This window comes from Nocardia sp. bgisy118, assembly GCF_057708605.1.
Window position 1 is genome coordinate 118,146 of sequence record NZ_JBYISM010000012.1, and the last position, 26,514, is coordinate 144,659.

Genomic DNA, 26,514 nt, shown 5'->3' on the forward strand with positions numbered 1-26,514 from the left:
GATGTGGGGTAATCGGTCGGCGTCGTCACGTGACGAACCGGGACGTCGTCCCAGCTGCGGGACCACGCCAAAGCTACCGACGAGTATCGCCAGTGCCGATGAGTTGCTCGCGCTGGTGACGGCGCCACACGCGACGATCCCGCACCCGCGGTGATTGCCGGACGCTATTGGTGACGATTGCTAATCGGTCGCCGGGAAGGACGGCCTCGCGGTCCGGCTACCCGATGATGACATTCGCCTCTGAATCACGCGGCGGTGCGGTTGCGCAGCAGAGTGACGACGGCCTCGGTGAGCCGGATCGGATCGATCGGATGCGCGACCGCCGCCTCGGCCCGCGACCAGGTCGCCAGCCAGGCGTCGTCCGGACGGCCGGTCAATACGAGCACCGGAGGGCACTGCTCGATCTCGTCCTTGAGCTGCTTGGCGATGCCGAGCCCGCCCGCCGGCGTCGATTCGCCGTCGAGGATGGCGAGGTCGATGCCGCCCTCGTCCATCCGCTCGATGACCACCGGCGCGGTGGCCACCTCGAGGTAGTCCAGCTCGGGTAGTTCGGGGTGCGGGTTCCTGCCCAGCGCCAGCATCACCTGGCGCCGGGTATCGGCGTCGTTGCTGTACACCAGCACCCGCAGCGGGGTGGAACGAGTCGAGTCGGCCACGCAGGGATGGTACGTCCGCCGCGGTCCGCCCCGTGGCAGGTTGGCGCAGATCGATGCGCGCGTCGCCGCGAACGAGGTATGCGAGGACAAGGTGATCGCAAGCGCCCCATAGGAATATTGGCGGTACCATCCGGCGAATGCGGGGAGATCTCACCCCGGTCCTCGTCGACACCGACATCTGGACCGACGACATGCTCAACCAGGCCGGGATACCGGTCATCGACGTACCGTTCGTGACGATCGGCAGTGGAATCGGGTCGTTCGTCGCCTTCGACACTCTCCGGATCTACGGCGTGCCCGCGCGGTCGATCGCGGTGCTCGGTCCGCAGGACGTGCCGTGGTCCGGCTACGAATACCTGACCAGGGTGTCGCAGATTCCGCGCGGCGAGCGATTGCGCAGCGATTCCGGCAGCACCCCCGAGAACATCTGGGGCTTCCCGTCGTACGCGGTGCGCGAGGCGATTGCCGACAAGTCGCTGGCTCCGCTGTGGAACGTGCTCACCGAGCCGATCCTCACCAACTACTACACACCGCGCGCCGGGCAGGTGTTCGCCGCGATGGAGCGCGAGTACCACCGCGTCGACTACGCGCGCTCGCTCTACAAGGGGCAGGTCCGGATGGTGCGCAAGCGCCACGGCGGCGGCTATTACACGATCCTGACGCCGCCCGACGGCACGACACCGACCAAGCGGGTGGCCTTCCGCAGCACGTATGTGCATGTGGCCGTGGGCTATCCGGGTCTGCGGTTGCTGCCCGACCTGCAGGCCTATCGCGAGCGCTTCCGCGATCCCACCCGGGTGGTGAACGCGTACGAACCGCATGAGCACGTGTATCAGGCGTTGCAGCGAAGACCGGGGACGGTCATGATCCGCGGCGCCGGGATCGTGGCCAGCCGCGTGTTGCAGCGTTTGATCGACGATCGCGACAGCCACCGGCTCAACACCCAGATCCTGCATCTGTTCCGCAGTTACGTCGCCAGTCCGCACGGGCCGAGCGTGTTCATGCGCCGCAAAGGCTCCGACGGATGGGCCTATCAGGGATTCAACTGGCCGAAGGGCGCCTGGGGCGGGCAGCTGAAAGCGAAGCTGCGCGGACTGGAGGGGGAGGAGCGCGCCGCGCTGTACAAGATGCTCGGCGGCACCAACACTCCGGTGCGCAAGAGCTGGCAGGAGCAACTGAAGCGTGGCCGCGCCCAGGGCTGGTACCAGGTGATGGCGGGCAGCGCTCGCGACCTGCGCCCCGCCGAGGGCAGGCCGGGCGTGGTGACCACCATCGAGCCGGACGCGCAGGCGCCGTTGCCTTTTCGGCCGCCGACACAACCGTTCGACACCCACGCCGACTACATCATCGACTGCACCGGCCTGGAGGCCGACATCCGCGAACACCGGCTGCTCGCCGACCTGCTCGACCACGCGGGAGCCGGGCGCAACCCGGTCGGCAGGCTCGACGTGGACCGCACGTTCGAGCTGGTCGGCACCCGCAGCGGCGCGGGGCGCGTGTACGCCGCGGGCAGCGCGACGCTCGGCGGCTACTACGCGGGCGTCGACTCGTTCCTCGGCCTGCAGTACGCCGCACTGGAAATGGCGGACGACCTCGCCGCGCTCGGTTTCTGCCCGCGCCTCGGCCCGCTGCGCTCGGCGCGGCAGTGGTGGCTGTGGGTCAACGACAAGAAGATCTGACCGATGACTCCCACACTGAACGGGCGAGTCCAGACCCGTGTGTTCGTGCTCGGCGCGATCGGGCTGCTAGTGGCGCTGTTCGTCACGCCGCTGCTGCCGACCGGATCGCTCTCCCTCGGCCAGTCCTATCGGGTGACCCTGTCGGTGCTGCTCGCGGTGATCCTGGTCGGCGTGCTCTGGGAGCTGCTGTACCACTTCCTGCAGCAATTCCGATGGGAGAAGGACTGGCCGACGTTGTTCGGGCTGCTGACGATCGTGAACGAGGGGCTGCTGATCTGGCTGCTGCTGCGCACCACGACGATCGTGCTGCCCGAGCACCTGCGGCCTTCGGCGGCGGCGTTCCTGATCCACTTCGTGGTCACCTGGATCGTGTTCTGGCTCTTCGTGAATGGGCCGATCCGGTTGTTCTTCCACCGCTGGCGGTACAACGGAGGCAGGTTCCTGTGAGCGGGGCGGCGCACCGGCCCGACCGGGACGGGCGCCGCGAAGGAGGGTGGCGGTGACGGATCCGCAGGTCGAGGTGCTGCCCGGCACGCATCTCGTGGCGTGCTGCGACGGGGTGGTCGTGGTGGTGGCCCATCGGCACGATGTGACACCGACCGAGGACACGGCGGCGGGCGCGGCGTTGACCGCGCTGTGCGGTCTGGTCGACGAGGCGGCCGCCAAGGAGAGCACGCGCACCGGGCGCATGTTCGCACGCCTTGCCACCACCTGGCTGATGGGTCTCGACGACGAGGACGCCGTCGAGTTCGGCGTGCTCACCCCCTGCGTGACCGGGCTCGCGGTGTTCCTGCACGGCGGGGTCAGCGCGGTGCTGACGGTCGGGGACCGTTCGGAGGTGCTGTGCGGCAGCGACGCCGGTTTCACTGTCGACCGGGTGGTGATTCCCGCGCCCGCGATCGGGGCCGGATTGTTCGTCGACGAGGTGGATTCGGCGATCGAACTGCCGGGGATCCGCGGACTGTGCACGTTGGCATCGGGTGTCGTTCCCGGCGCGGGGGCGGTGCTCTGGTACGGGCAGCCGGTGCGGAAAGTGCCCGTGGTGAAACGAGATCGGGCCTCGGTGTATCCCGGGACCGACCGTGCGCGGTCGGAGCCGCCGCGTTCCGTGCCGCCGAATCGTGCGGCGCCACCGACCACGGACATCGATCTCGAGGAGACGATGGCGCCGAGTGCACCGGTCGAGGACGAGACCGCCGTGCCGCGAGCGTCCACCGCGGCGTCCGGCCGCCGCGGTTCCGGACCGATCGACGGCTCACGCAGGCGGGCGGTCACGGAACCGCGCCGCGAAACCGTACCGCCATCGGGTCGAGGGTCGGCGCACTCGCCCGGGCAGGCGATCGTCAAGGGCTACAAGTGCGCTCGCCAGCACCACAACGATCCCCGGGTCTCGTTCTGCGCGGTCTGCGGTATCCGGATGGATCAGCTCACCTGCGTCCTCACCGACGGCGTGCGCCCGCCGCTCGGCCTGCTGCTGCTCGACGACGGCACCTCCTATATCCTCGACTCCGACTGCGTACTGGGTCGCGAACCCGACCACTCCGAGGCGGTCCGCCGCGGCGCCCGCCCCATCCGCGTGGACGACGCCTCCGGCGGCATGTCCCGCACCCACGCCGAGATCCGTTTGAAGGACTGGGATGTCACCGTGGTGGACAGCGGCTCTGCCAACGGCACCCACATCCGTCAACCGGGCCAGGACTGGACCCGCGCCCTCCCCGGACACCCGGTGATCCTCCACCCCGGCGCGCAAATCCTCCTCGGCGGCCGCACCGCCACCTTCGACTCCCAGCACGGGCAGGTGTGAGTCGGCGGGCGATTCCGCGCGTCCTTCGGCGGCCGGGCCGTCGGGCGCGACAGCCACGGTGACGCCCTGTGGTCAGCCGGGGTGGAAGGCGTCTTCGCCGACCTCGGCGCGGTCCATGATGTGTGCGAGGAACAGGCGCGTGGTGGGGGTGGGGGTTCGGGTGGTGATGGCGTGCCAGGGGCGGTCGAGGGGGGTGCCGTCCACCGGTAGCACGCGCAGTGCGCCGGATTCGACGTGGTGCTCGACGGCGTCGTTGTGGATCAGGGTGACGCCGAGGCCTTCTCGGGCCGCGGCGAGGACCGCGCCGTGCGAGCCGAGGGTGAGGGTGGGCGGGGTGATCTGGAGTTGGTCGAGCAGGGCGAGCGTGGCGTCGCGGGTGCCCGAGCCGCGTCCGCGCAGCAGCCAGGTGGAGCGCAGCGGGTCGCGGCAGCGGTCGGGCGCGCCGACGACGACGAGCTGGCTGGCGCGGCGGGCGCGGGTGACCAGCCCCGCCTCCCTCGGCGGGCGGCCCGCGATGACGAGATCCGTTTCGTGGTGCTGCAATTCGACGAACAGGACGTCGCGCGGATGGATGCTCAGGCTCAGCTCGATGTCGGGATAGCGATTGCGGAACTTGGCCAGCGGCCGCAGCAGCACCGATTCGCCCGCGGTGGCCACCACGCCGATGCGCAGGCGTCCGATCTCGGCCTGCCGCACGGCGGCGTGGGCCTCTTTCATGAGTCCGAGGATGCTGCGGCAGTATTCGGCGTAGACGCGGCCCGCCTCGGTGAGCGCGATGCCCCGGCCCGCCTTCCTGACCAGCTTGGCGCCGAGCTGTTTCTCGATGTGGGCGACCGCCGCCGACACCGCCGCCTCGGTGACGTGCAGCTGGGTCGCCGCGCGCCGGATGCTGCTCTGGCGGGCGACGACCAGGAATGTTTCCATCCGCGCCGCGCTCACCATACCCATCTACCGACGGTAGCAAACTCAATGAAAACGTTGAGGATTACCAGAAACATTCAAATTGTTTGTGGTCGGTCGCCCGGTCATCCTGGAATTCGCAAGGCGCACAACGCTCCAGGAGGAACGATGGCCGAAGAGATCGAACGGGATCGGTGGGATCCGGGCGTCCAGTCGTACGCGTCGATGGGATATTACGCACCGGACTACCAGCCGTCGGACACCGATGTGCTCGCCGTGTTCCGGGTGACGCCGCAGCGCGGCGTGGATCCGATCGAGGCCTCGGCCGCGGTGGCGGGCGAATCGTCAACGGCCACTTGGACGGTGGTGTGGACCGACCGGCTCACGGCACACTCGAAATATCAGGCCAAATGCTACCGGATCGACGAGGTGCCGGGCAGGCCGGGGGAGTACTTCGCCTACATCGCCTACGACATCGATTTGTTCGAGGAGGGCTCGATCACGAATCTGACGTCCTCGGTCATCGGCAATGTCTTCGGCTTCAAACCGCTGCTCGCATTGCGCTTGGAGGACATGCGCATTCCGGTGGCGTATGTCAAGACCTTCCAGGGCCCGCCGCACGGCACGGTGATGGAGCGCGAATATCTCAACAAATACGGCAGGCCGCTGCTCGGCGCCACGGTGAAGCCGAAATTGGGACTCTCCGCACGCAATTACGGCCGGGTGGTCTACGAGGCGTGCAAGGGCGGACTCGATTTCACCAAGGACGACGAGAACATCAACTCGCAGCCGTTCATGCGGTGGCGCGACCGGTACCTGTTCGCCATGGAGGGCGTGAACCGCGCCATGTGCGAGACCGGCGAGATCAAGGGCCACTACCTCAACGTCACCGCGGCCACCATGGAGCAGATGTACGAGCGCGCGGAGTTCGCCAAGGAACTCGGCAGCGTGGTCATCATGATGGACCTGACGGTCGGCTACACCGCAATGCAGTCCATGTCGCATTGGGCGCGACGCAATGGCGTGCTGCTGCACCTGCACCGCGCGGGCCACGCCACCTTCACGCGCCAGAAGACGCACGGCGTGAGCTTCCGCGTTCTAGCCAAGTGGTGCAGGCTGATCGGCGTCGATCACCTGCACGCGGGCACCGTGGTCGGGAAGCTGGAGGGCGATCCTGCGACCACCAAGGGGTTCTACGACACGTTGCGGGAGAACCACATTCGCACCGAACCGCGCAACGGCATCTTCTTCGACCAGGAGTGGGCGAGCCTGCCCGGGGTGATGCCGGTGGCCTCCGGCGGCATTCACGCGGGTCAGATGCACCAGCTGCTCGACCTGTTCGGCAACGACGTGATCTTGCAGTTCGGCGGCGGCACCATCGGCCATCCGCTGGGCATCGCGGCGGGCGCCGAGGCCAACCGGGTGGCGCTGGAAGCGGTGGTCAAGGCGCGCAACGAGGGCCGCGACCTGCTCAAGGAAGGTCCGGACGTGCTGCGCAAGGCGGCCGAGATCTGCCGTCCGCTCGACGTCGCGCTGGCGACGTGGGGCGACGTCACCTTCGACTACACCTCCACCGACGCACCCGACGCGGTGCCGACGTCCAGCCGCTGAAAGGCGTTCGCATGTATCTGCGTCACGGAACCTTCTCGTATCTGCCGGATCTCACCGACGCCGAGATCGCCGCGCAAGTGCGCTACGCGCTGCTCAACGGGTGGCCGGTGTCGATCGAGTACACCGACGACCCGCACCCGCGCAACGCGTACTGGGAGATGTGGGGTCTGCCGCTGTTCGATCTGGACGAGCCCGACGGCGTGCTCGCCGAGATCGATGCGTGCCGGGCGACCTTCCCGCGGCACTACATTCGAGTGCTGGCCTACGACGCGAGCTACACCAGGCAGACCACGGCGCTGAGCTTTCTGGTGCAGCGTCCGCCGGACGAGCCGGGCTTCACCCTGACCCGCACCGAGGGCCCGGACCGCGTGCAGACCTACGGCCTGCATGCCTACGCCACCGATCACCGCCAGGGACAGCGGTATGGCGGCTGATCGGAACGGCTCCGGTTTCCGCCTGCACCGGCCGGGTGTCGACGACTCCCGGCCGGTGCGCGTCGCGTCCGAGGCCGAAGCCGAGGCGCCCGTCCTCGGCCCGGACGCGACGCTCGATCTGTCGACCGATATCGCGGGCAACGATGTCGAGGAGACGCTGGGCCGGCTGGACGCGGAGCTGGTCGGCCTGGCCAATGTGAAGCTGCGGGTGCGCGAGATCGCCGCGCTGCTCTTGATCGACCGGGCCAGGCAGCGGTTCGGGCTCGACGCCTCGCGGCCCACCATGCACATGAGCTTCACGGGCGGTCCCGGGACCGGGAAGACGACGGTGGCGCTGCGCATGGCCGAGATGCTGCACGCGCTGGGCTATATCCGAAAGCCCAAGGTGCACACCGTGACCCGCGACGATCTGGTGGGTCAGTTCATCGGGCACACCGCGCCGAAGACCAAGGAGGCGCTGGCCAAGGCCGCGGGCGGGGTGCTGTTCATCGACGAGGCCTACTACCTGTTCCGGCCGGAGAACGAGCGGGATTACGGGCAGGAGGTCATCGAGATCCTGCTGCAGGAGATGGAGAGCGAACGCGGCAGCCTGGTGGTGATCTTCGCGGGCTATCCGGATCGGATGGAGCGGTTCTTCTCGGCCAATCCCGGCTTGTCGTCCCGGGTGGCGCATCACCTCGAGTTCGTCGACTACACCCATGCCGAGCTCATGGCCATCGCGGAGCTGATGGTCGCGCGGGAGAACTTCCGTTTCGATCCGGCCGCGGCCGCGGCGTTCTCGGAGTATCTGGAGCTGCGGATGACCCGCCCGCGCTTCTCGAATGCTCGCAGCGTCCGCAACGCGCTCGACCGGTGCAGGTTGCGCCAGGCCAAACGCCTGGTGGAGCTGCGGCGACCGCTGACGAGGACCGATCTGATCACGCTGACCGACCGGGACGTCTACGGCAGCAGCGTGTTCACCGACAGCGGTGCGCGCGACGGTGCAGCGGAGCACCGCGCGTCGAACACCACCGAGCAGCCGGACGGGCCGACCGCGAGGGCCCCCGCATGACCGAATGAGCCGCCATGCCAGAAGGACTGAAGACCCTCACCCGCTACACGATCGAGGAGGAGCACCGGCATCCCGGTTCGTCCGGTGAGTTCTCCGCCCTGGTGAACGTCGTCGCGACGGCGACGAAGATCATCGCCAATCAGGTCACCCGCGGCGCGATCGTCGGGTCGCTCGGCGCCTCCGAGCCGGACAACCTCCCGCCCACGGTGCATCGCAAGCTCGACGCCATCACCAACGACATCATGGTGGCGGAAACCCAATGGACGGGCCATCTCTCGGCGCTGCTCTCCGAGCAGATGTCCGCGATCCATCCCGTGCCCGACACGCACCGGCGCGGGAAGTATCTGTTGGCGTTCGACCCGCTGGACGGTTCGAGCAATATCGACGTGAACCTGCCCGTCGGCACGATCTTCAGCGTGCTGCGGGCGCCGGAGCGGGTGTGGGGGCGACCCGGCCGCGAACCCACGGCGGCGGACTTCCTCCAGGCGGGCGCCGAGCAGGTGTGCGCTGGCTTCACGCTCTACGGTCCGGCCACCATGCTGGTGCTGACCACCGGCCGCGGCGTGGACGGGTTCACGCTGGACCGCGAGATCGGCGCGTTCGTGCTGACCCACCCGCGCATGCGAATCCCCGAGGACACCTCGGGTTTCGCCATCAACGCCGCCAACGAGCGGTTCTGGGAACGCCCGGTGCGGCGCTACGTGCACGAATGCCTGGACGGCGTCGACGGGCCGCGCGGCCGGGATTTCAACATGCGCTGGGTGGCGTCGCTGGTGGCCGACACGTTCCACATCCTCACCCGCGGCGGGGTGTACCTCTACCCGCACGACACCCGTCCGCCCGCGCGGCCGGGGCGGGTGGCGCTGCTGTACGGAGCCAGTCCGATCGCGTTCATCGTCGAGCAGGCGGGTGGAGCGGCGACGACGGGTAACGAGCGGGTGCTCCAGGTGACGCCCGACGCGGTCCATCAGCGGGTGCCGTTGATCTTCGGCTCCCGCAACGAGGTCGAGCGCATCGAGCGCTACCACCAGGAGCCCGACGAAGGCCCCAGTTTCGACAGTTCCCTGTTCGGCAACCGGTCGCTGTTCCGGCCGGCCGGTCGCTGATCGGCGCATCGACATCGTTGTCCGGCAATTCAGGAGGTGCCATGTCGGTCAAACATCCCGTGGTCGCGATCACCGGTTCGTCCGGTGCGGGGACGACCAGCGTCACTCGGACCTTTCAGGAGATCTTCCGTCGCGAGGGGATCAACGCGGCGATCGTGGAGGGCGATTCCTTCCACCGCTTCGACCGCAACGAGATGAAGCTCGCCATGGCCGAGGCCGAACAGAACCGCAACGTGCGGTTCTCGCATTTCGGCGAGGAAGCGAATCTGCTGAAGGAGCTCGAGACGCTGTTCCGCGATTACGGCGAGACCGGCGTCGGCACGGTGCGCCGATACCTGCACGACGAGGCCGAGGCCAAGCCGTACGGGCAGCCGCCGGGCACGTTCACTCCGTGGGAGGAGCTCACGCCCGGCAGCGATCTGCTGTTCTACGAGGGTCTGCACGGTGCGGCCGTCACCTCGACGGTGGATGTCGCGCAGTACACCGATCTGCTGGTCGGAGTGGTGCCGATCATCAATCTCGAATGGATTCAGAAGGTCTACCGCGACAAGAACCAGCGCGGCTACTCCAGCGAGGCCGTGATCGACACCATCCTGCGTCGTATGCCGGACTACGTCACCTACATCTGCCCGCAGTTCTCCCGCACCTACGTCAACTTCCAGCGGGTGCCCACCGTGGACACCTCGAATCCGTTCACCGCCCGCACCATTCCGACCGCCGACGAGAGCTTCGTGGTGATCCGTTTCGCCGATCCGAAGGTCATCGACTTTCCCTACCTGCTGTCGATGCTGCACGACTCGTTCATGTCGCGGCCGAACTGCATCGTGGTGCCGGGCGGGAAGATGGAACTGGCGATGCAGCTGATCTTCACGCCGCTGATCCTGCGGCTGATGGACAAGCGGCCCAAGCGAAGCCGGTGAATCAGTCGGGCAGCAGCGGAACCGACAGGCCCTCGCCGCGGTTGATCAGCGCCGCGCGGGTGACGGCCGCCGAGCCGAAGCGGCGGCGCAGGTCGTCGAGGGTGGCGTCGAGCGTGTTGTCGGCGCGCGGTTCCAGCGGGAGGGTGAGCTGGACCGCGTCCGCGTCGTCGAGGTTGGTGAGGGCGAGGCCGATGAGGGTGAGGCCGCGCTCCTGAATCATCGGCATGGCGTCGGCGAGCAGCAGGCGCGCGGCGCGCAGCAGGGTGTCGGTGTGGTCGGTGGCCTCGGCCAGCGTGCGGGATCGGGTGGCGCGGCTGAAGTCGTCGAAACGCATGCGCAGCACGACCGTTCGGCACACCCGGTCGGCGGTGCGCAGCCTGCGGCCGAGGCGGTCGATGAGCCCGTGCAGGTAGGCCTCGATCTCGTCGGCGGGGCGGGCACGGCGGCCGAGGGCGCGTTGCGCGCCGATGGAGCGGCGGCGGCGCCCGGTCTCGACGCGGCGCGGGTCTCTGGCCATCGAGAGCGCGAACAGGTGCCTGGCGGCGGCCGGGCCGAGGAATCCGCGCAGTGCGCCCTCGCCGAGATCGGCCAGCTGCCCGATCCGGGTGACGCCGTGCTCGTGCAGCGTGCGTGCGGTGACATCGCCTACGCCCCAGAGTCTTTCGACCGGGAGTGGATGCAGGAAGTCCAGTTCGGCCGACGGCGGCACCAGGCGCAGACCGTCGGGTTTGGCGACCGCGCTGGCGACCTTGGCGAGGAACTTGGTTCGCGCGATGCCGACCGAAATGGGCAGACCCACTTCGTCGCGCACCCGCGCCCGCAGCCGCTGGGCGATGTCCAGTGGCGGGCCCGCGATGCGGCGCAAACCGCCGACATCGAGGAACGCCTCGTCGATCGAGATGCCCTCGACCACGGGCGTGGTGTCACGGAAAACCTCGAACACCGCCTTGCTCGCCTCGGAGTAGGCGCTCATGCGCGGCGGCACCACGATCGCCTGCGGGCACAGCCGCCGCGCCTGCGCGCCGTTCATCGGCGTGCGCACCCCGAACGCCTTGGCCTCGTAGGACGCCGCGAGGACGACCCCGCCGCCCACGATCACCGGCTTGCCGCGCAGCCGTGGCTCGTCGCGCTGTTCGACGGAGGCGTAGAAGGAGTCCAGGTCCGCGTGCAGGATCGACGCCTCGGCCCGCGCCTCGATCCGCGGCCTTCCGCGGCCGCGCGACGGCGCGGCGGCGGGGGAGGCGCGGAGATCGGACACGAACATATGTTCGCATACATGCCGGTCCGGCGCGTCGGACCTACTGACATCAGACCTATTGACAGGGCCGCTCGGTCCGCAGCTGACCAAGCTTGTGCATGTGCCGGCCACCGCTCATCGAGGAGGGCCGGGACCTGTCCTCGATGAGCGGCATCCTGGCCGACAGCTCCTATCGTGTGCTGCCGGCCTGACGGCCCGGCCTCACTTCAGGTGCCGGGCGAAGAACCGGTTCGCCTCCTCACCCGCGTGCTGCGGGACGCCGGTGTGCCCGCCCATATTGGCGTTCAGCGTCTTCTCCTTGGAGCCGAAGGCGTCGAACAGGTCCAGCGCCATTTGCCGGTCGTTTCCTTCGTCGTCCCACTGCAGCAGGACATGCAGCGGAATGGTGACCTGCCGGGCCTCGGCGATGATGGTGCGCGGCACGTAACTTCCCGCGAACAGGACGGCGGCCGTGATGCGCGGTTCGACCACCGCCAGCCGTGTGCCGATGGAGATCACCCCTCCCGAATACCCGACCGGGCCGCCGATCTCGGGCAGCGCGAGCAGGGCGTCCAGAGCGGTCTGCCATTCCGAGACCGCCGGGTCGAGCAAAGGGAGGATGAGCCGGTCGACGATGTCGTCGGTGACCGGCTCGCCAGCGGCAAGCGCCCGGTGCAGGTCGGCGCGGGCTTGATCGACGGCAGCGGAACGGGGCCGCTCACCGCTGCCGGGGAGTTCGATGGAGGCTGCGGCGTAACCTTCCGCCACGGCGTACCGGGCCCTGTCCAGCAATCGCGGGTACATCTTCTGCAGTCCGATGGGGGAGTGGCCGAGCAGGATCAGCGGCACCGGTGTGGATGCGGATGCGGGTGTCCACAGGATGCCGGGGATCTCGCCGAGGGTGAATCTGCGCTCGAGGACGCTCTCGTCGTCGAGGCGCTGTTCGGAAATGAATTGCACAGTCGTGCCTTTCGGGAGTGCTTGCGAACGGCGCTCCCGGACGACCTACCGCCCGGCCGTGACCCCAGAGAGGAGCACCCATGTCGATACTGCGTTCACGGGTACCACCTCCTCGGTCTCTCGCACGGCCTCCAGAAAAGTAGCAGTGGCCGCCGTGGTCCGCCAACGGGTTTTTCGCAGAGGCTCCGTGGCCGGATGGCGGCCGCAGCACCCCGCCTCGTCCTTGTCCGATGAGTTCTCCGGGTCCGGGAGGTCTATCAGTCATGAGGAAACTGATCTATTCGTTCGGCGTGTCCGTGGACGGCTACGTCAACGACCGCGACGGCAGCATCGACTGGACGAATCCGGACGAGGAACTGCACCAGTTCCACAACGACAGGTACCGCGAGATCGAACTCTCGCTGCACGGTCGTCGCCTGTACGAGCTGATGGCCGAGTACTGGCCACACGTGCCCGAGGACGCGCCGCGCATCGAGCGCGAGTTCGGCAGGCTCTGGACGGAGAAGCCCAAGGTGGTCTTCTCCAGGACGCTCACCGAGGTCCACTGGAACAGCACCCTGATCAGCGAGAACGCGGTCGAGGAGGTCCGCAGGCTGAAGGCCGGGGGTGATGGCGTGATGGAGGTCGGCGGCGCGGAAATCGCGGCCTCGCTGATGCCGCACGGGCTCATCGACGAGTACTGGCTGTTCCTCTATCCGGTGGTCGTCGGCGGCGGCACGCCGCTCTTCCCGTTGCTGGACAAGCGAATCCAGCTCCGGCTGGCCGAGACGAAGCACTTCGACAAGGTGGTGATGCTGCGCTACGTCGCCGACTGACAGACCTGACGACCTATGGTCAGGCGGCCCTCCGGCGGACGGTGCGCTCGAGGATCCCGAGTGTGGCCTTGAGGGCAGACTCGGGAACCACAGGAAAGGCGAAGCGCCTCTTCGACTCCTCATCGACCTCCGACCAGTCGTAGTACGACGTGACGAGGGTGCCGCCCTCGGTCGGCTCCAGCCGGTAGCCGTAGATATGGCGGACATGAGGCCGGATCCGCGCTTCGACGGTCCAGGCGATCTCCGCGTCCGGGGCGAGCTTGGTGATGACGACCTCGACGTCGTACTTGCCGAGCGGGACGTCCCCGAGGGCTTCCCTGTCCATGTGAACCAGGAACCGGTCGCCGGGCTGTGTGACCGGTTCCCCTTCGGCGTCGAGGAGCATTCCCGACGCGTCGATGTCCACGTGGCCCTTCGGGTCGGTCAGGACCGCGAAGATGGCGTCGGCGGAGGCGGGGACGAGTCGGGAAACCTCGATCCTTTCGGCGTTTTCGCGCACGGGCGGAGTTTCCGCCGTAGCGGTCAGGACCGCGCGACCGAGGGTGTGCGAAGCCATGGTGAAGCCGAGAACGGCCGGGGTGGCGTCGGCCGGGACGCCGATGGACTCGACGTCGAGGGCGTGCACCACGACGAAGTAGCGGTGCGGGCCGTGCCCGGCCGGCGGGGCTGCGCCGACGAACCGGGCTGCGCGGACGTCGTTGGGCAACTGGAAGGCGCCCTCGGGCAGACCCGAGCCGGTGTCGTCCCCTGCGCCCTCGGGCAATTCGGTGACGGTGGCGGGGATGTCGGCGACCGCCCAGTGCCAGAACCCGGATCCGGTGGGGGCATCGGGGTCGTAGACGGTGACGGCGTAGCTCTTGGTGGCTTCCGGGGCCCCGCTCCAGGACAGCTGCGGGGAAACGTCCTTCCCGCCGGGGATTTCGGAGGAGAACTGTTCGGGCGACCAGGCTGCGCCGTCGATGACGGTGGCGCTGGTGACGGTGAAGGAGGCCGCCTCGGGGAGGCGAGCGAAGGGGTTGTTGGCGCTCATAGCGTCGTTCCTTTCGGGCCGTGCTGTGCGGGCGGTGATGCGGCCGACGGGGGCCGCGGCATCCCGTGAGGACGAGCGTCACCGCAAGATCGACGGTAGCAAAGATAATCGATTATCTGTCGAATCGTCTATGCTGGCAGCATGACCCGGACGGCCCAGACCTCGACCGCGGGGAAGCAGATGCTCACCGAGCAGATCTACGCACACCTGCGGAACGCGATCATGCGCGGGGACTACGCCCCCGGTGACGCACTCAAACCGCAGGATCTCGCCAAGGAGCAGTGTGTGAGTCTGGCCGTCGTGCGCGAAGCTCTCGTGCGGGTGGTCGGCGAGGGCCTCGCCGATCGGCTGCCCAATCGCGGTTTCGCCGTCCCGGAATTCTCCGACCGCCGCTGGCAAGAGGTCGCGGAGGCCCGCCGGACCATCGAACCGGTCATGCTTCGCATGTCGATCGAGCGCGGCGACGTCGAATGGGAGGCGCAGGTCCGAGCCGCCCACCACCGGCTGGCGCGCACCCCGGCGTTCGTGCCGGAGGAGGGCGAGTATTACAGCGAGGCATGGTCCGAAGCCCATCGGGTCTTCCACCGCACCCTGCTGGAGGGCTGCGGCAATCCCGTCCTGCTGGAGACCTTCGACCGGATGTGGACCGCGAGCGAGCTGGCTCGCCGGTGGTCGACATACCGCAACCCCGACCGAGACGGTGTCGAGGAACACCGCAGGCTGGAGGAAGCGGCGCTGGCCCGCGACGCCGACGCCGCGGCCGAGGCGCTGACGCGGCACCTCACTCTGACCGCGGCCGCACTGACCGGCGATACCCGCCGCGAGCCCGCGAAGGAAGCTTGATCCTCGCCCGACCTGGCAGGACAGCGGGATTCGGGATCCCTTCCGCACGGATCTACGATTCGCCTACGTAGACAGGGTCGATGCTCGGTACTCTGTGGCGACAGTAGATCGGACGACGATGAGGGAGTCGGTACGGTGCGCGGATTCGGAGACCTGGAGGCGGTGATCATGGACCGCATCTGGGACAGAGACGCGGAATCCACGACGGTGAGAGAGATTTTCGAGGAACTCTCCGCCGAGCGTGGTATCGCGTACACCACGGTGATGTCCACTATGGACAACCTGCACCGCAAGGGGTGGCTGGCGCGGGAGCGCGCGGGCAAGGCCTACCGGTACTGGCCGACGCTCACCCGCGAGGAACACAGCGCCCGGCTGATGCTGGAGGCGCTCGGCTCCGGCGGGCGCTCGGACCTGGTGCTCAGCCACTTCGTGGACCGGATCAGCGCCGAGGAGTCGGCGGGGCTGCGCGCGGCGCTGCGCAGGCTGACCGCGCGACGGACGCCCGAGGCCCCGTGAACGTCGCACTGTGCCTGATGGCCTACGGCAGCACCGTCGCGGTCTTCGGATCGCCGGTGCTGCACCGGCTCACCCGCCGCGGCGTCGCGCCGCGGCTGGGGGTGCTGGCCTGGCTGGTCGCGATCGCCGGGGCGCTCGGCGCCTGGGTGCTCGCAGCAGGCCTGTTGGCCGTCGAGTTCGCCACCTATTGGCGGCATCCGAGCGAGGCGCTGCGCGCGTGCTACTCGGTGTTGTCGTTTCCGGTGGACATGCACGGGGGCTGGGCGACTCAGTTCGCCTCCTATTCGCTGGCGGCGCTTCTCGCCTCCGGCGTCGCGGCGATGTCGCTGCAGGCCGCGCGGGTGGCGCTGCGGCTGCGCAGGCGCACCATGGCGCACGGGCGCGCCGTACGAATGGTCGGTCGAGAGATGCTCGGCGCCGGCGCGGTCGTGCTGGATTCGCCGGAGCCGCAAGCCTATTGCGTCGCGGGCCGCCCCGACACGATCGTCGTCACCAGTGCCGCGCTCGACGCACTGACCGGGGAACAGCTGGCCGCCGTCCTCGCTCACGAACACGCACACCTGCGCGGCAGGCACGCCACGCTCACCGCCGCGCTGCGCGCGATGGCGACCACCCTGCCCGGTCTGCGGCTGCTCTCCGTGGGCAACGTGGAGATCGGCAGGCTGCTGGAGATGTGTGCCGACGATCGCGCGGCCCGCGTCCACGGCCGCGAACCACTGCTCGGCGGGCTGATCGCCCTGGCAGGTGCGGGAGCTCCGGTGCCGGCCGGCGTTCTCGGCGCGGCAGGCACCGCGGTGCTCGCGCGCGCCGAACGGCTGGTCGACCCGGTGACCGGCGTGCACCGCGCCACCAACCGCACCGCCTTGCTCGGCGTGATCGCGGCTACCGTGATCGGCCTGTTCGAGATCGCCGTCGGCATTCTGTTCTGCAGCACCATGATCAACTGACCTGCCGCTGTTGTCGGACCGGCGGTGTAGCGTGCCGGAGCGAACGTCTGCTGACACAGGAGGATTGGGTGCGCGTCACCTGGGATCAGGTCTTCGGCTGGCGGCTCGCCCGCCACTACGTCGCACAGCCCGCCGCGTCGAGCGTGCCGGAGCTCGTCGGTCGTCTGTGCGGTGTGCAAGCGCAGGTCACCTCCGCGGCCGAAACGGCGGTCGCGCTGCGCAGCGCCGCACCCGAAGACGGGGCGGTGGTGCGCGCACTGTCGAACGGCACGCTGATCAAGACCTGGGCCATGCGCGGCACCCTGCACGCCATGACGCCCGCGGGCGCCGCCGCCGTCCTCCCGCTCATCGCGTCCGCCCGTACCTGGGAAAAGCCTTCCTGGCAGCGCACTTTCGGCGCCACGCCCACGGAAGTGGCCGCACTGACCGAAGCGGTGGGCGGGATACTCGCCGACGCCGAACTCACCCGCGACGAATTGGTGGAAGCGCTGCTCGCCGACAAGGCGTTCCACAAACTGGGCGAGGAGCTGCGCTCGGGCTGGGGCGCGCTGCTCAAGCCGCTCGCCTGGCAGGGCGCGATCTGCCACGGACCGGCACGCGGCAACAAGGTGACCTTCACCAGCCCGGCCCGACTCGTCCCGGACTGGCAGGAATTGGCCGAACCCGCCGCCGCGCCCGCCGCCATCACCGCCTACCTCGGCGCGTACGGTCCCGCGACACCGGAGATCTTCGACGCCTGGCTCAGCCGCAACAGCCTGCGCAAGACCACCGTGCGCGGCTGGTTCGCGGAGTTCGGCGACGCGCTCACGCCGGTGGAGGTGGAGGGCCGCACCGGTTACGTGCTCACCGAACACGCCGACGAACTCGCCGCCACCGAACCGACACCCTCGGTGCACCTGCTCGGCCCCTTCGACCAGTACGTGCTCGGACCGGGCACCGGCGACACCGAGCTGCTGCCCAAGGCGCACCGCGCGCTGGTCAGCAAGACCGCGGGCTGGATCGCCCCGATCGTCGTGGTGGACGGACGGATCACGGGCACTTGGGAACTCGAGGGTGACGAGGTGGTCGTCAGCATGTTCGACGGTGCGTCGCTGCCGAAGAACATCGACACCGCCGCGACCCGCGTGGCCCGCGCGGCCGGGCTGGATTCGGTGAGCGTGCGGGTGGCCTAGGGACCGACCCTCCCACACCACAGCGCTTCGTGGGTGTGTCGCGCGACCTGGCGCGGCGAATCCTCCACGGCCGCAAGGGCGAACTGGTCCGCGCCTACCACGACGGCATGGAAGACCAGCTCAACGCGCTGGGCCTGGTCCTGAACTGCGTCGTGCTGTGGAACTCCCGCTACATGGATCGCGCCCTGGACGTGCTGCGCGCTCAGGACTGCCCGGTGCGCGACGAGGATGCCGCCCGCTTGTCGTCGTCCGTGCGCGAGCACATCGGCCTGGACGGGCACTACAGCTTTCACCTTCCCGATCTCGGCAGCGGTCACCGGCCGCTACGTGATCCGAACACCCCGAACGAGGATTGAAACCATGGTGAGGTAGCGGCATACTCGATAGCCGGGTCGAAGGCGAACGCACAATCGGCATATGTCTGATGAGCTGAGCGAACGCGAGCAGGTCCTGCGCCAGTTGCCGCTGCCATACTCGCTGGCGTTGCGACTGCGCGACGGAGGAGTCGACCCCGCACTGATCTGTGAGTATGTCGGAGTCGAGCCCGAATCACTGGAGGGCGTTTATCGTATCGCCGAGGCGAAACTCGCCGCCCTGCACGATGCGCGGACCGACGCAACCGGTGGAGAGCCGGGTGCAGACGCAGGCTAGCGTGCCGAGCACGGTGTCATGAAACTGCTGTGACGGGTACCGCGACGATCTCGTTCGCCGACACCTCGGACGTCGTGTGCCCGCATCCATGAGTTGAACGGACTGCTCGAGCTCGCAGCCCGTTACTCGGACACAACCAGCGCCGGGTTTGTAGCATCGGTGATTGTGATGCAGGAGTGGCCGCTGATCGGTCGCTCTGAGGAGCTGGCGTTCATCGACTCGGTGGTGCGACGGCACGACAGAGCCGGCGGAGTGGTGCTGGCCGGTGGCGCGGGGGTTGGCAAGACTCGCCTCGCTCGCGAAGCCGTCGGATTGGACCGGCGGCGAGGTGCGCTTGTGTGGTGGGTGACCGGGACCGAGTGCGCGCGAGGGGTGCCGCTGGGCGCGTTCGCGGAACTGCTACCCGAACCGGGTGATCCGCACACGTTGGTGCACCGAGTGGTCGACCGGATCGCAGGCGGGCGGGAACCGGTCGTGGTCGCGGTCGACGACGCACACTTGCTCGACGATGTGTCGGCGCTTGTGGTGAATCAGCTCGTGCTGCAACGACAGGCGACGGTAGTAGCGACAGTGCGCACCGGTGAACGAGCACCGGACGCGATAGCGGCGCTGTGGAAAGAAGAACATCTCGAACGGCTGGAGATCCAGCCGTTGTCCGAACCGGAAACCGAGGCACTGGTGGCGGCCGCGCTCGGTGGGCACGTCGAGGGCGCAACGGTGCGGCGACTGTGGCGACTCAGCAAAGGCAATGTGCTGTTTCTGCGGCAGCTCGTCGTCCCCGGCGCGTTCCGCAACGACGGAGGCGTGTGGCGGTCAGCGGGTGAGCTCGAGATGCCACCGATGCTGACGGACATGGTGAATGCCCGGATCCTGACGCTCTCGGACGATGTTCGCGCGGTGGTCGATCTGCTGGCGTTGAGCGAGCCGCTACCGGTCGACCTGCTCGACGCGGCGGTCGAGCGCGGTGCTGTGGAGCGGGCCGAGGACGCCGGGGTGGTGTCGGTCGAGTCGGGCGAAGACCGGTGGGACGCGCGATTGGCGCACCCGCTCTTCGGGGAGGTGCGCCGCGCCGGTATGGGTCGCTTGCGCGCACGACGCTTGCGCGGCGAGATCGCGGTGGCGTTGGCGGACAAGGACTTTCGGCATTCCGGTGGCCAAGTGCGCCGCGCGGTGCTGCTGCTCGAGTCAGACCTTGCGGCCGATGTGGCATTGTTCGTTCAGGTCGGCGAGCATGCGCTCGGATTGTCGGACTTCCGGCTCGCCGAGCGCCTCGGGCGCGCGGCCGTCGCCGCCGGCGGCGGATTCGGTGCGCAAGCGATCGTGGCATTTGCGGCCATGTGGTCGGGCCAGCCCGAGGTCGCCGACGACGAACTCGCGGCACTGACCAGCCTGGCCGAGAACGACGGCCAACTCGTGCGGGTAACGGTGACGCGCGCGACGAATCTGGCGTACATGATCGGACGCCTCGACCAGGCCCGCTCGATTCTCGACGACGGCGTCCACCGGGTCGCTGACCCGCTGCTGCGGGATACGATGCGCGCACTGCGCGCGATGATCGACTCGTCGACCGGGCGTCTCGACGCGGCGAGGACGGTCGCGACCCAGGTCGTCGCGACCAACGGCGCAGCGGATGCGACGGTGTTGATCGGCTCGTGTGCCCTGGTCGTATGGGCGGCTACCACCGGTCGGGGCGATCTGGCCACGTACGCGGCGCAGGGAACGGCCGCATGCGAGCGGGTTGCCGAGTTCGCCAATTTCCGCTCTCCATTGATCACGCAGTACGTCAGCGGACTGATCTGGGCGGGCCATCTCGACCTCGCGGATGCCGAGGCCGCACGGTACCGGCGCGCGGTCGAAGGTTCCCCGTTGGCCGGGGCCGGATATCTCACGGGTCTCGTGCTGCTCGCCCGAGGTCGACTCGATGCCGCCCGACTCGAATTGCGTGAGGTGTGCGCGGAATTGGCGCCGCTGGGAAGTTCCGGTGGCGGATTCTATTACGCCGCACTGACCGCCTGGACACAGTGCTTGGCCCTGCGCGGTGACCTCGGAGACGCGCGTAGGACACAGGTGGAGATGCGACGGCGACGGCCTCCTATTGCCCTGTTCCACGAGCCGTTCGAACACCTCGCCGACGCCTGGGTCGCCGCGGCCGAGGGCAATGTCAGTGCGGCAATCGCCCTCGCGCACGACGCCGCCGCGATAGCGCGGCGACTGGGTCAGCACATGCACACGGTGATCGCACTGCACACCGCTACACGATTCGGGGACCGGAACGTCGCGCCCGAGCTCGCCGAGCTGGCAACGCAGGTGGAGGGGCCGAGAGCGGCTGCCGCGGCCGCACATGCCGCGGCGCTGGCCGCGGACGACGCCGCCGCTCTGACCGCCGCGGCGGCGGCGTTCGAACGCATGGGAGACCGACTTTGCGCCGCGGACGTCGCCGCACAGGCCGCCGACTCGTTCTCTCGCCATGGCCGCAACGGTTCTGCGAACATCGCGGCGGCGCGTGCGCTGCGTCTCGCAGCCGAATGCGGCGGCGCGCAGAGCCCGGCGCTGTCGCTGGTGGCCAATCCACTCCCGCTGTCGGACCGAGAACGCGAGATCATCACCTTGGCGGCCCAGGGCTTGACCAACCGGGAAATCGCCGAACGGCTGACCGTCTCCAGACGCACCGTCGAAGGACACCTCTACCGCGCGAGCAGGAAACTCGGTGTCGCCAGCCGTCACGAGTTCGCAGCGATCCTCGGACGCGACGCCAAGTAGCGACTGACCTGCCCGTTCTCGTCCGAGCGGACAACGGTTCGTTCGCACGCGTCGAGTAGGTGTTCGAGCGGAACGGCGAGGATTTCGAGTATGCGCATACTCGCGCCGCCCACGTCTGCCGGACAGATGCTGTCCATGACGCCGAAACCGGCAACGGACCTCCCGAATAGCCCCTGTCGCCGGATCCGAACGCAGCCCTTCGCTCACGACGATCAGATCTATATGAATTACTTCACGACCAATGCTCTCCCGCGCCCGTTGCGACAAAGTGTCTCCGCGATCCTGGACGCAAAACCCAGCCAACACGAACCATCGATTCGAGAGGAATAACGATCATGGGCGACAATTTCTGGCACCACAATGTGCCGAGTAGCAGCGACAACCCGGTCGCCAAAGGATCCAGTCCGACGAGCTGGTTCACTCCGAAGGACGTCGTGCAGCATGTCGCTTATGTGGGCACGGACCAGCAGGTGCACGAGGCGTTCTTCCGGTTCGGTGGCGACAATTTCTGGCATCACAACGTGCCCAGTGCCGGCGATATCCAGGTAGCTCCCGGAACAAGCCCGACCAGCTGGTACACCCCCAATGACAACGTGCAGCATCTGGCTTATGTCGGCACGGACCAGCGCGTGCACGAAGCTTTTCATCGGTTGTCCGATGGCGACAATCAGTGGCACCACAACGTGCCCAGTGCCGGCGATATCCAGGTAGCTCCCGGAACAAGCCCGACCAGCTGGTACACCCCGAAAGACGATGTGCAGCATATTGCTTACATCGGCACCGACCTGCACGTGCACGAGGCGTTCTACCACCTGTCGGGCGGCGATGGGCAATGGCATCACAATATCCCCAGCGCCGGGGGTATCACGATCGCGCCCGGAACCTTCCCGACCAGCTGGTACACCCCTAACGACAACGTCCAACATCTGGCCTATGTCGGGACCGACCAGCACGTGCACGAAGCCTTCTTCCGGCTGCCCGACACCTCATTAGAGCGAGCGAGGCGAGCAATTGAGGCCCGCTGGATCGAAGCAGGCGGACCGATGTCCAGGGTAGGCCTGCCGGTAGGACCGACAATCAGCCCACACGCCATCGACGGTGGGTTCCAGGCGGATTTTCGATCCGGAGCCATCAGAATCCTGGGCAACCTCCCACCGGAAATCCCTCCGGGAGGTGATTGGGTGCGTGTCTGGTGGGTCGGCCTGGAATGCGTCATCCGCCAGGAATCCGAGGATGAAATCTTTGGCACGGTCTTCTGTCATGCGCCAGGTCGAACAGCGAAAGCGAATGTCGTCATATTCCCCGGCGGAAACGAGACCCTGAAAATGGGGAAGTCGGGCGCGCGCGTCCTCAAAACAAACGAACTCCTTTACGAGGGCCGCTCGTGAACGTCACGCTGGGTGCGACGCTTATCGAAAACGACTCGGGAGATGTCGAGGAAATATCCAAAGAAGTCGCCAATAGAATAACCGAAGCCAGCGCCGCTCTTCTCACCGGCCTGACCGGGCTCCCTGCCGAAGCGGTAAACAATCAAACCTGGTACAAAGACGGCATTGGATCGATCGTCGGCCTGGTACTGGACGACGTATTCGGAATAGGCGACGACGCATATCTTCCCGTATCGAAACTTGTCACGTGGCAGACACTCAACAAATTCGCAGAACCTGGCAGCTATCAGCGCCCGGGTGAACCGCAAATAATCGAGGCGTTCAGCGACTTCCTCGACGCTTCCGGCGTCGATGATGCCGGCGATCGAGGACAGTACCGGTTCTACTTCCTTTTCGAGCACGCAAACCCTCCTGGCTGAGTTACCGGCACTGGACGGGCAGATGTATGTGCAGTGTCGTGACTGCGGAAAGCAGGCGCGCAGTTGCATCCGCAACGGCGCCTCGTCGGGGATCCGTCCACCGCGCGATAGCTCAACGGCGGCGCCGGGCGGCGGGATCGGTCTGCGCCTGCCACCGGATCAACGACTCGACCGAGGGACGGGCGTACTTCGCCAGCGAGCGCACCGAGGTGTGCCCGAACAGGCGCATCAGCATCGGCGTGGACGCCCCGTCCTCGGCAGCGTGGGTCAGCTTCGAATGCCGCAGCTGATGCAACGTGAACGGTCCGCCTGGAAAGTCTTCGGTGTGGACTTCGAAGATCTCCGCCGCCCGCCGGTATGACAGCCGCGCCCGCCCGCTGCCGGGGTCGATATCGGCTTTGGCCACGCCGGATTTCGTGCGAATGTGCAAAGCGACGCCAATTCGCCAGATCGCCGCCACTGAGTCGTTCCCCCGACGGGCCGGCGGTGAGATCCTGATCTTGGAGGGGGCGAGTAGTCGAAGGAAGTAGCGCGATGTCGAAGTCCGGCGGCAAAGGCGGTGGCCATGCCAGCGGCGGCAAGATGACCGTCAGCAGGGCCTCCGCGATCCAGAGTGCCGGCGCCCGTAACCCGGGCAGCCGCACGGACGCAACAGGGTTCGCTGGCCGAGCCCAGTCCGCGGGCGCGACCAACGCCAACAGGAGCGGCGGAACCGGCAAGAAATAGCCACAGCCACAACCGATTTCGTGATGCCCTGGGAACTCGCCCGGGGCGTCACGGCATTAGCGCCGGATTCCGGCCGGTTGCGCCACTACCCCCGGACCCCAGCGGTGAAAGCAGACGATCTTGCCGGGGAACCTCGCGGCGATGCGGTTGGCCAGCTCACGCCGACGGGTCCATCGCTATTGATTTCCGTGTTCGCCATCGGTGCCTGGTTCTGATCGCGTTCGGGCGATGCGGTCAGTCTCCGGTCCGCTTCCCGACGAATACCTCGAGTCCGTCGAGGATGCGTTGCAGACCGAAGTCGAAGTGGTCGAAGGACATGTCGAACGCCGCCTCCGAGAGTGCGGCGACCACGGGGTAGCGGCCGGTGGCGAGGGCCTTCTCGAGCGCCGGTTCCTGCGCCTTCCAGAACTCGGCGTCGGTCATGCCCGTCGTGCGCTCGGCTTCCTGCGCGAACACCCGGGTGCGGGCGACGCCCGCGACGTAGCCGGAGATCATCACGAGCACCGCGATCATCTCGGGATCCGCGAGCCCCATCGGTCCGATCCGCGTGAGCAGCTGTTCCATGCCGGCCAGCGCGCCAGGCCCGAGGACGGGGCGGGTCTGGTTGACCTCGAGCAGCCAGGGATGGTGGCGATACATTTCGAGCGATTCGTACGCGTACGCGCGTAGCGTTTCGCGCCAGCCCTCGGATGGAATCTCCCCTTCGGGGGGTTGCTGCACTCGATCGAGCATGAGATCGAGCAGTTCGGCCTTGCCGGGCAGATACCGGTAGAGCGACATCGTTCCGGTGCCCAATTCGGTGGCGACGCGCCGCATGGTGACCGCTGCCAAGCCCTCGGCGTCGGCCACCCGCACCGCGGCTTCGACGATCCGGTCGAGTGTGAGCGTGGGTTTGGGCCCGCGGCTCGGTCGATGACCGGTGTCCCAGAGCAGATCGAGTGTGCGCGCGATGTCGCCGCTGCCGCTGGTCTCCGTGGTCGTCATGCCTTCAGATTAAACGCTTGGCGTAAAACTGGGTACGTTGTACTCTAAATCGGGTACAACGTACCCAGTTTGGGTTCGACAGGGAGGATTCGGTGAACGACTACGCGGTGCGGGCCGAGGGCTTGCGCAAGAGATACGGGGACAAGAACGCGCTCGACGGCTTCGATCTCACCGTGCGACGCGGCACGGTGCACGGTCTGCTCGGGCCCAACGGCGCGGGGAAGACGACGGCGGTGCGCATCCTGTCCACCCTCATCCGCCTCGACAGCGGGCACGCGACGGTGGCCGGGCTCGATGTGGTGCGGCAAGCCAGGGAGGTGCGGGCGCGCATCGGGCTGACTGGCCAGTACGCGGCGGTCGACGAGGTGCTCACCGGGCGGCAGAACCTCGAGATGTTCGGCAGGCTGTTCCACCTGGGCGGGCGCCGCGCCGAACAGCGGGCGAACGAACTGCTGGAACGCTTCGACCTGGTCGACGCCGCCGACCGCGGCGTCGGCAAGTACAGCGGCGGCATGCGGCGGCGACTCGATCTGGCGGCCTCGATGATCCTCGCCCCGGACGTGCTCTTCCTGGACGAGCCGACCACGGGACTGGATCCGCGCAGCCGCGGCGAGGTGTGGGAATCGGTGCGCGCGTTGGTCGCCGACGGAACGACCGTGCTGCTCACCACGCAGTACCTCGAGGAGGCGGACCGGCTCGCCTCCCGGATCACCGTCATCGACCAGGGGCGCGCGATCGCCGACGACACCCCGGACGGCCTGAAGAACACGGTGGGCGGCGACCTGATCGAGGTGGTCGCCGCCGACGCGGCCGATCTGCCGCTGGTGGCCAAGGTGGTCGCCAGGGTCTGCACGGGTGAGCCGGACACCGACGACGCCGAGCGCCGGGTGTACGCACCGGTGACCGACCGCGTCGCCGCACTCACCGAGGTGGCCCGCACCCTCCAGGACGAGGACATCGCGGTCGAGGACATCGGGTTGCGCCGTCCGAGCCTCGACGACGTGTTCCTGCAACTGACCGGGCACCGGACGATCGCCGAGGAGGCCGCCTGATGAGCACCATCGATCTCGTGCAGACCCGTTCCCGGGCGTACTGGGCGCTGGCCGACTGCTGGAATGTGGTGCGGCGCGGGCTGACCCACTACCAGCGCCAGCCGGTGAACATCGCCTGGCAGCTCGGCTTCCCGATCCTGTCGGTGCTGCTCTACGGCTACGTGTTCGGCAGCGCCATGACGGTGCCGGGCGGCGGCGACTACCGGGACTTCCTGATGCCGGGCATGTTCGCGATGACGATGGCGTTCGGCTTCATCAACACCGCGACGCTCGTCGTCCACGACGCCACCAAGGGCGTCATCGACCGATTCCGCTCCATGCCGATGGCGCCTTCGGCGGTGGTGTCCGGGCGCGGCGTGACCGATCTGATCGTCGCGTGCGCCGAGCTGACCGTCCTGATGATCACCGCGTACGCGATCGGCTGGCGGCCGGACGGCGGCATCCTGGGTGCGGTGGCGTCCTTCGCGCTGCTGCTGTGGCTTCGGTTCGCGCTGATCTGGATCGGCGTCTGGCTCGGGCTGCTGGTGCCGAACCCGGAAGCGGCGGGCGGGCTGTTCGCCGTCGCGTTCCCGTTGACGATGATCTCCAGCATCTTCGTCGCGCCGCAGCTCATGCCGAGCTGGCTGGGGCACATCGCGGCGTGGAACCCCATCTCCTCGACGGTGGCCGCCACCCGCGAACTGTTCGGAACGCCGGTGGGCAGTGGTGATTCGTGGATCGAGCAGCACGCGGTGTTGATGGCGGTGGTGTGGCCGCTGGTGCTGACAGCGATCTTCCTGCCTCTCGCGGTGCACCGCTTCCAGCGGTTGAGTCGCTGAAAACCGTTGCTGCCCGGCATTGTTCAGCGATGCCG

26 protein-coding genes and 1 pseudogene are annotated in these 26,514 nt (G+C 67.9%); 20 read left to right on the forward strand and 7 right to left on the reverse strand.

The window, feature by feature from the left end; genetic code table 11:
* Positions 1–245: 245 nt before the first annotated feature.
* Complete coding sequence (locus AC3EO7_RS17150; RefSeq protein ID WP_431970223.1) at positions 246–581, reverse strand: hypothetical protein; 336 nt, start codon at positions 579–581, stop codon at positions 246–248.
* Between the two features lie 212 nt (positions 582–793).
* On the opposite strand from AC3EO7_RS17150, the gene AC3EO7_RS17155 reads away from it, so the two are divergent.
* From AC3EO7_RS17155 to AC3EO7_RS17165, 3 genes are read left to right on the forward strand one after another with little or no spacing between them, the layout of a single operon-like run.
* A complete protein-coding gene (locus tag AC3EO7_RS17155; RefSeq protein ID WP_435591727.1) occupies positions 794–2,335 on the forward strand; it encodes a hypothetical protein in 1,542 nt (513 codons plus the stop codon).
* A 3-nt stretch (positions 2,336–2,338) separates the two neighbouring features.
* A complete protein-coding gene (locus tag AC3EO7_RS17160) occupies positions 2,339–2,782 on the forward strand; it encodes a hypothetical protein (protein ID WP_435591728.1) in 444 nt (147 codons plus the stop codon).
* Positions 2,783–2,834: 52 nt separating this feature from the next.
* Positions 2,835–4,139 carry an FHA domain-containing protein gene (locus AC3EO7_RS17165; RefSeq protein WP_435591729.1) on the forward strand — a complete coding sequence of 435 codons (1,305 nt, stop codon included), beginning with the start codon at positions 2,835–2,837 and terminating at the stop codon, positions 4,137–4,139.
* Between the two features lie 72 nt (positions 4,140–4,211).
* Here the strand turns inward: AC3EO7_RS17165 and AC3EO7_RS17170 are convergent, their stop codons facing one another.
* The gene (locus tag AC3EO7_RS17170) at positions 4,212–5,087 is read right to left on the reverse strand and encodes a LysR family transcriptional regulator (RefSeq protein WP_431970115.1); all 876 of its coding nucleotides are present in this window, start codon (positions 5,085–5,087) and stop codon (positions 4,212–4,214) included.
* A 120-nt stretch (positions 5,088–5,207) separates the two neighbouring features.
* On the opposite strand from AC3EO7_RS17170, the gene AC3EO7_RS17175 reads away from it, so the two are divergent.
* From AC3EO7_RS17175 to AC3EO7_RS17195, 5 genes are read left to right on the forward strand one after another with little or no spacing between them, the layout of a single operon-like run.
* Positions 5,208–6,650, forward strand: coding sequence for a form I ribulose bisphosphate carboxylase large subunit (locus tag AC3EO7_RS17175; RefSeq protein WP_431970114.1), 1,443 nt, complete (start codon positions 5,208–5,210; stop codon positions 6,648–6,650).
* Positions 6,651–6,661: 11 nt separating this feature from the next.
* The gene (locus AC3EO7_RS17180; RefSeq protein ID WP_435591730.1) at positions 6,662–7,084 is read left to right on the forward strand and encodes a ribulose bisphosphate carboxylase small subunit; all 423 of its coding nucleotides are present in this window, start codon (positions 6,662–6,664) and stop codon (positions 7,082–7,084) included.
* Entirely contained in the window at positions 7,074–8,135 is a 1,062-nt protein-coding gene (locus AC3EO7_RS17185; protein WP_435591731.1) for an AAA family ATPase, read from the forward strand. The genes AC3EO7_RS17180 and AC3EO7_RS17185 overlap by 11 nt, the downstream gene beginning before the upstream one ends.
* 14 nt (positions 8,136–8,149) lie before the next feature.
* Complete coding sequence (locus AC3EO7_RS17190) at positions 8,150–9,241, forward strand: class 1 fructose-bisphosphatase (protein WP_431970111.1); 1,092 nt, start codon at positions 8,150–8,152, stop codon at positions 9,239–9,241.
* A gap of 41 nt (positions 9,242–9,282) precedes the next feature.
* Positions 9,283–10,161, forward strand: coding sequence for a phosphoribulokinase (locus AC3EO7_RS17195; RefSeq protein ID WP_431970110.1), 879 nt, complete (start codon positions 9,283–9,285; stop codon positions 10,159–10,161).
* A gap of 1 nt (position 10,162) precedes the next feature.
* On the opposite strand, the gene dinB is transcribed toward AC3EO7_RS17195, so the two are convergent.
* Together dinB and AC3EO7_RS17205 are read right to left on the reverse strand one after the other, a co-directional pair.
* Positions 10,163–11,425 carry a DNA polymerase IV gene (dinB, locus tag AC3EO7_RS17200; protein WP_435591732.1) on the reverse strand — a complete coding sequence of 421 codons (1,263 nt, stop codon included), beginning with the start codon at positions 11,423–11,425 and terminating at the stop codon, positions 10,163–10,165.
* 195 nt (positions 11,426–11,620) lie between these two features.
* Positions 11,621–12,358, reverse strand: coding sequence for a dienelactone hydrolase family protein (locus tag AC3EO7_RS17205; protein ID WP_431970108.1), 738 nt, complete (start codon positions 12,356–12,358; stop codon positions 11,621–11,623).
* A 263-nt stretch (positions 12,359–12,621) separates the two neighbouring features.
* Between AC3EO7_RS17205 and AC3EO7_RS17210 the strand changes: the two genes are divergently transcribed.
* Positions 12,622–13,173: a dihydrofolate reductase family protein gene (locus tag AC3EO7_RS17210; protein WP_431970107.1), complete on the forward strand. Its 552-nt coding sequence runs from the start codon at positions 12,622–12,624 to the stop codon at positions 13,171–13,173.
* A gap of 502 nt (positions 13,174–13,675) precedes the next feature.
* On the opposite strand, the pseudogene AC3EO7_RS17215 reads toward AC3EO7_RS17210, so the two are convergent.
* Positions 13,676–14,203: pseudogene (locus AC3EO7_RS17215) on the reverse strand (YbhB/YbcL family Raf kinase inhibitor-like protein); the annotation flags it as partial.
* A 141-nt stretch (positions 14,204–14,344) separates the two neighbouring features.
* On the opposite strand from AC3EO7_RS17215, the gene AC3EO7_RS17220 reads away from it, so the two are divergent.
* The 9 genes from AC3EO7_RS17220 to AC3EO7_RS17260 all read left to right on the forward strand — a co-directional run bounded on the left by AC3EO7_RS17220 (position 14,345) and on the right by AC3EO7_RS17260 (position 22,899).
* Positions 14,345–15,046 carry a GntR family transcriptional regulator gene (locus AC3EO7_RS17220; RefSeq protein ID WP_435591733.1) on the forward strand — a complete coding sequence of 234 codons (702 nt, stop codon included), beginning with the start codon at positions 14,345–14,347 and terminating at the stop codon, positions 15,044–15,046.
* Between the two features lie 135 nt (positions 15,047–15,181).
* On the forward strand, positions 15,182–15,562 hold the full coding sequence (locus tag AC3EO7_RS17225) for a BlaI/MecI/CopY family transcriptional regulator (RefSeq protein WP_281292405.1): 381 nt from the start codon (positions 15,182–15,184) through the stop codon (positions 15,560–15,562).
* Positions 15,559–16,509 (forward strand): M56 family metallopeptidase, encoded by a 951-nt coding sequence (locus tag AC3EO7_RS17230; protein WP_435591734.1) that lies wholly within the window; start codon positions 15,559–15,561, stop codon positions 16,507–16,509. The genes AC3EO7_RS17225 and AC3EO7_RS17230 overlap by 4 nt, the downstream gene beginning before the upstream one ends.
* A gap of 68 nt (positions 16,510–16,577) precedes the next feature.
* Complete coding sequence (locus tag AC3EO7_RS17235) at positions 16,578–17,681, forward strand: winged helix DNA-binding domain-containing protein (protein ID WP_435591735.1); 1,104 nt, start codon at positions 16,578–16,580, stop codon at positions 17,679–17,681.
* 29 nt (positions 17,682–17,710) lie between these two features.
* Entirely contained in the window at positions 17,711–18,037 is a 327-nt protein-coding gene (locus AC3EO7_RS17240; RefSeq protein WP_435591736.1) for a Tn3 family transposase, read from the forward strand.
* A 61-nt stretch (positions 18,038–18,098) separates the two neighbouring features.
* On the forward strand, positions 18,099–18,332 hold the full coding sequence (locus tag AC3EO7_RS17245; RefSeq protein WP_435591737.1) for a hypothetical protein: 234 nt from the start codon (positions 18,099–18,101) through the stop codon (positions 18,330–18,332).
* A gap of 168 nt (positions 18,333–18,500) precedes the next feature.
* Entirely contained in the window at positions 18,501–21,092 is a 2,592-nt protein-coding gene (locus AC3EO7_RS17250; RefSeq protein WP_435591776.1) for a helix-turn-helix transcriptional regulator, read from the forward strand.
* 335 nt (positions 21,093–21,427) lie between these two features.
* A complete protein-coding gene (locus AC3EO7_RS17255) occupies positions 21,428–22,480 on the forward strand; it encodes a hypothetical protein (protein ID WP_435591738.1) in 1,053 nt (350 codons plus the stop codon).
* A complete protein-coding gene (locus tag AC3EO7_RS17260) occupies positions 22,477–22,899 on the forward strand; it encodes a hypothetical protein (protein ID WP_435591739.1) in 423 nt (140 codons plus the stop codon). The genes AC3EO7_RS17255 and AC3EO7_RS17260 overlap by 4 nt, the downstream gene beginning before the upstream one ends.
* A 112-nt stretch (positions 22,900–23,011) precedes the next feature.
* On the opposite strand, the gene AC3EO7_RS17265 is transcribed toward AC3EO7_RS17260, so the two are convergent.
* Positions 23,012–23,305, reverse strand: a complete 294-nt coding sequence (locus AC3EO7_RS17265) for a tyrosine-type recombinase/integrase (RefSeq protein ID WP_435591740.1) — start codon at positions 23,303–23,305, stop codon at positions 23,012–23,014.
* Between the two features lie 554 nt (positions 23,306–23,859).
* A complete protein-coding gene (locus AC3EO7_RS17270; RefSeq protein ID WP_435591741.1) occupies positions 23,860–24,609 on the reverse strand; it encodes a TetR/AcrR family transcriptional regulator in 750 nt (249 codons plus the stop codon).
* 92 nt (positions 24,610–24,701) lie between these two features.
* Between AC3EO7_RS17270 and AC3EO7_RS17275 the strand changes: the two genes are divergently transcribed.
* Both AC3EO7_RS17275 and AC3EO7_RS17280 read left to right on the forward strand, forming a co-directional pair.
* Positions 24,702–25,661 carry an ATP-binding cassette domain-containing protein gene (locus AC3EO7_RS17275; protein ID WP_435591742.1) on the forward strand — a complete coding sequence of 320 codons (960 nt, stop codon included), beginning with the start codon at positions 24,702–24,704 and terminating at the stop codon, positions 25,659–25,661.
* Complete coding sequence (locus AC3EO7_RS17280; protein WP_435591743.1) at positions 25,661–26,479, forward strand: ABC transporter permease; 819 nt, start codon at positions 25,661–25,663, stop codon at positions 26,477–26,479. The genes AC3EO7_RS17275 and AC3EO7_RS17280 overlap by 1 nt, the downstream gene beginning before the upstream one ends.
* Positions 26,480–26,514 lie beyond the last annotated feature (35 nt).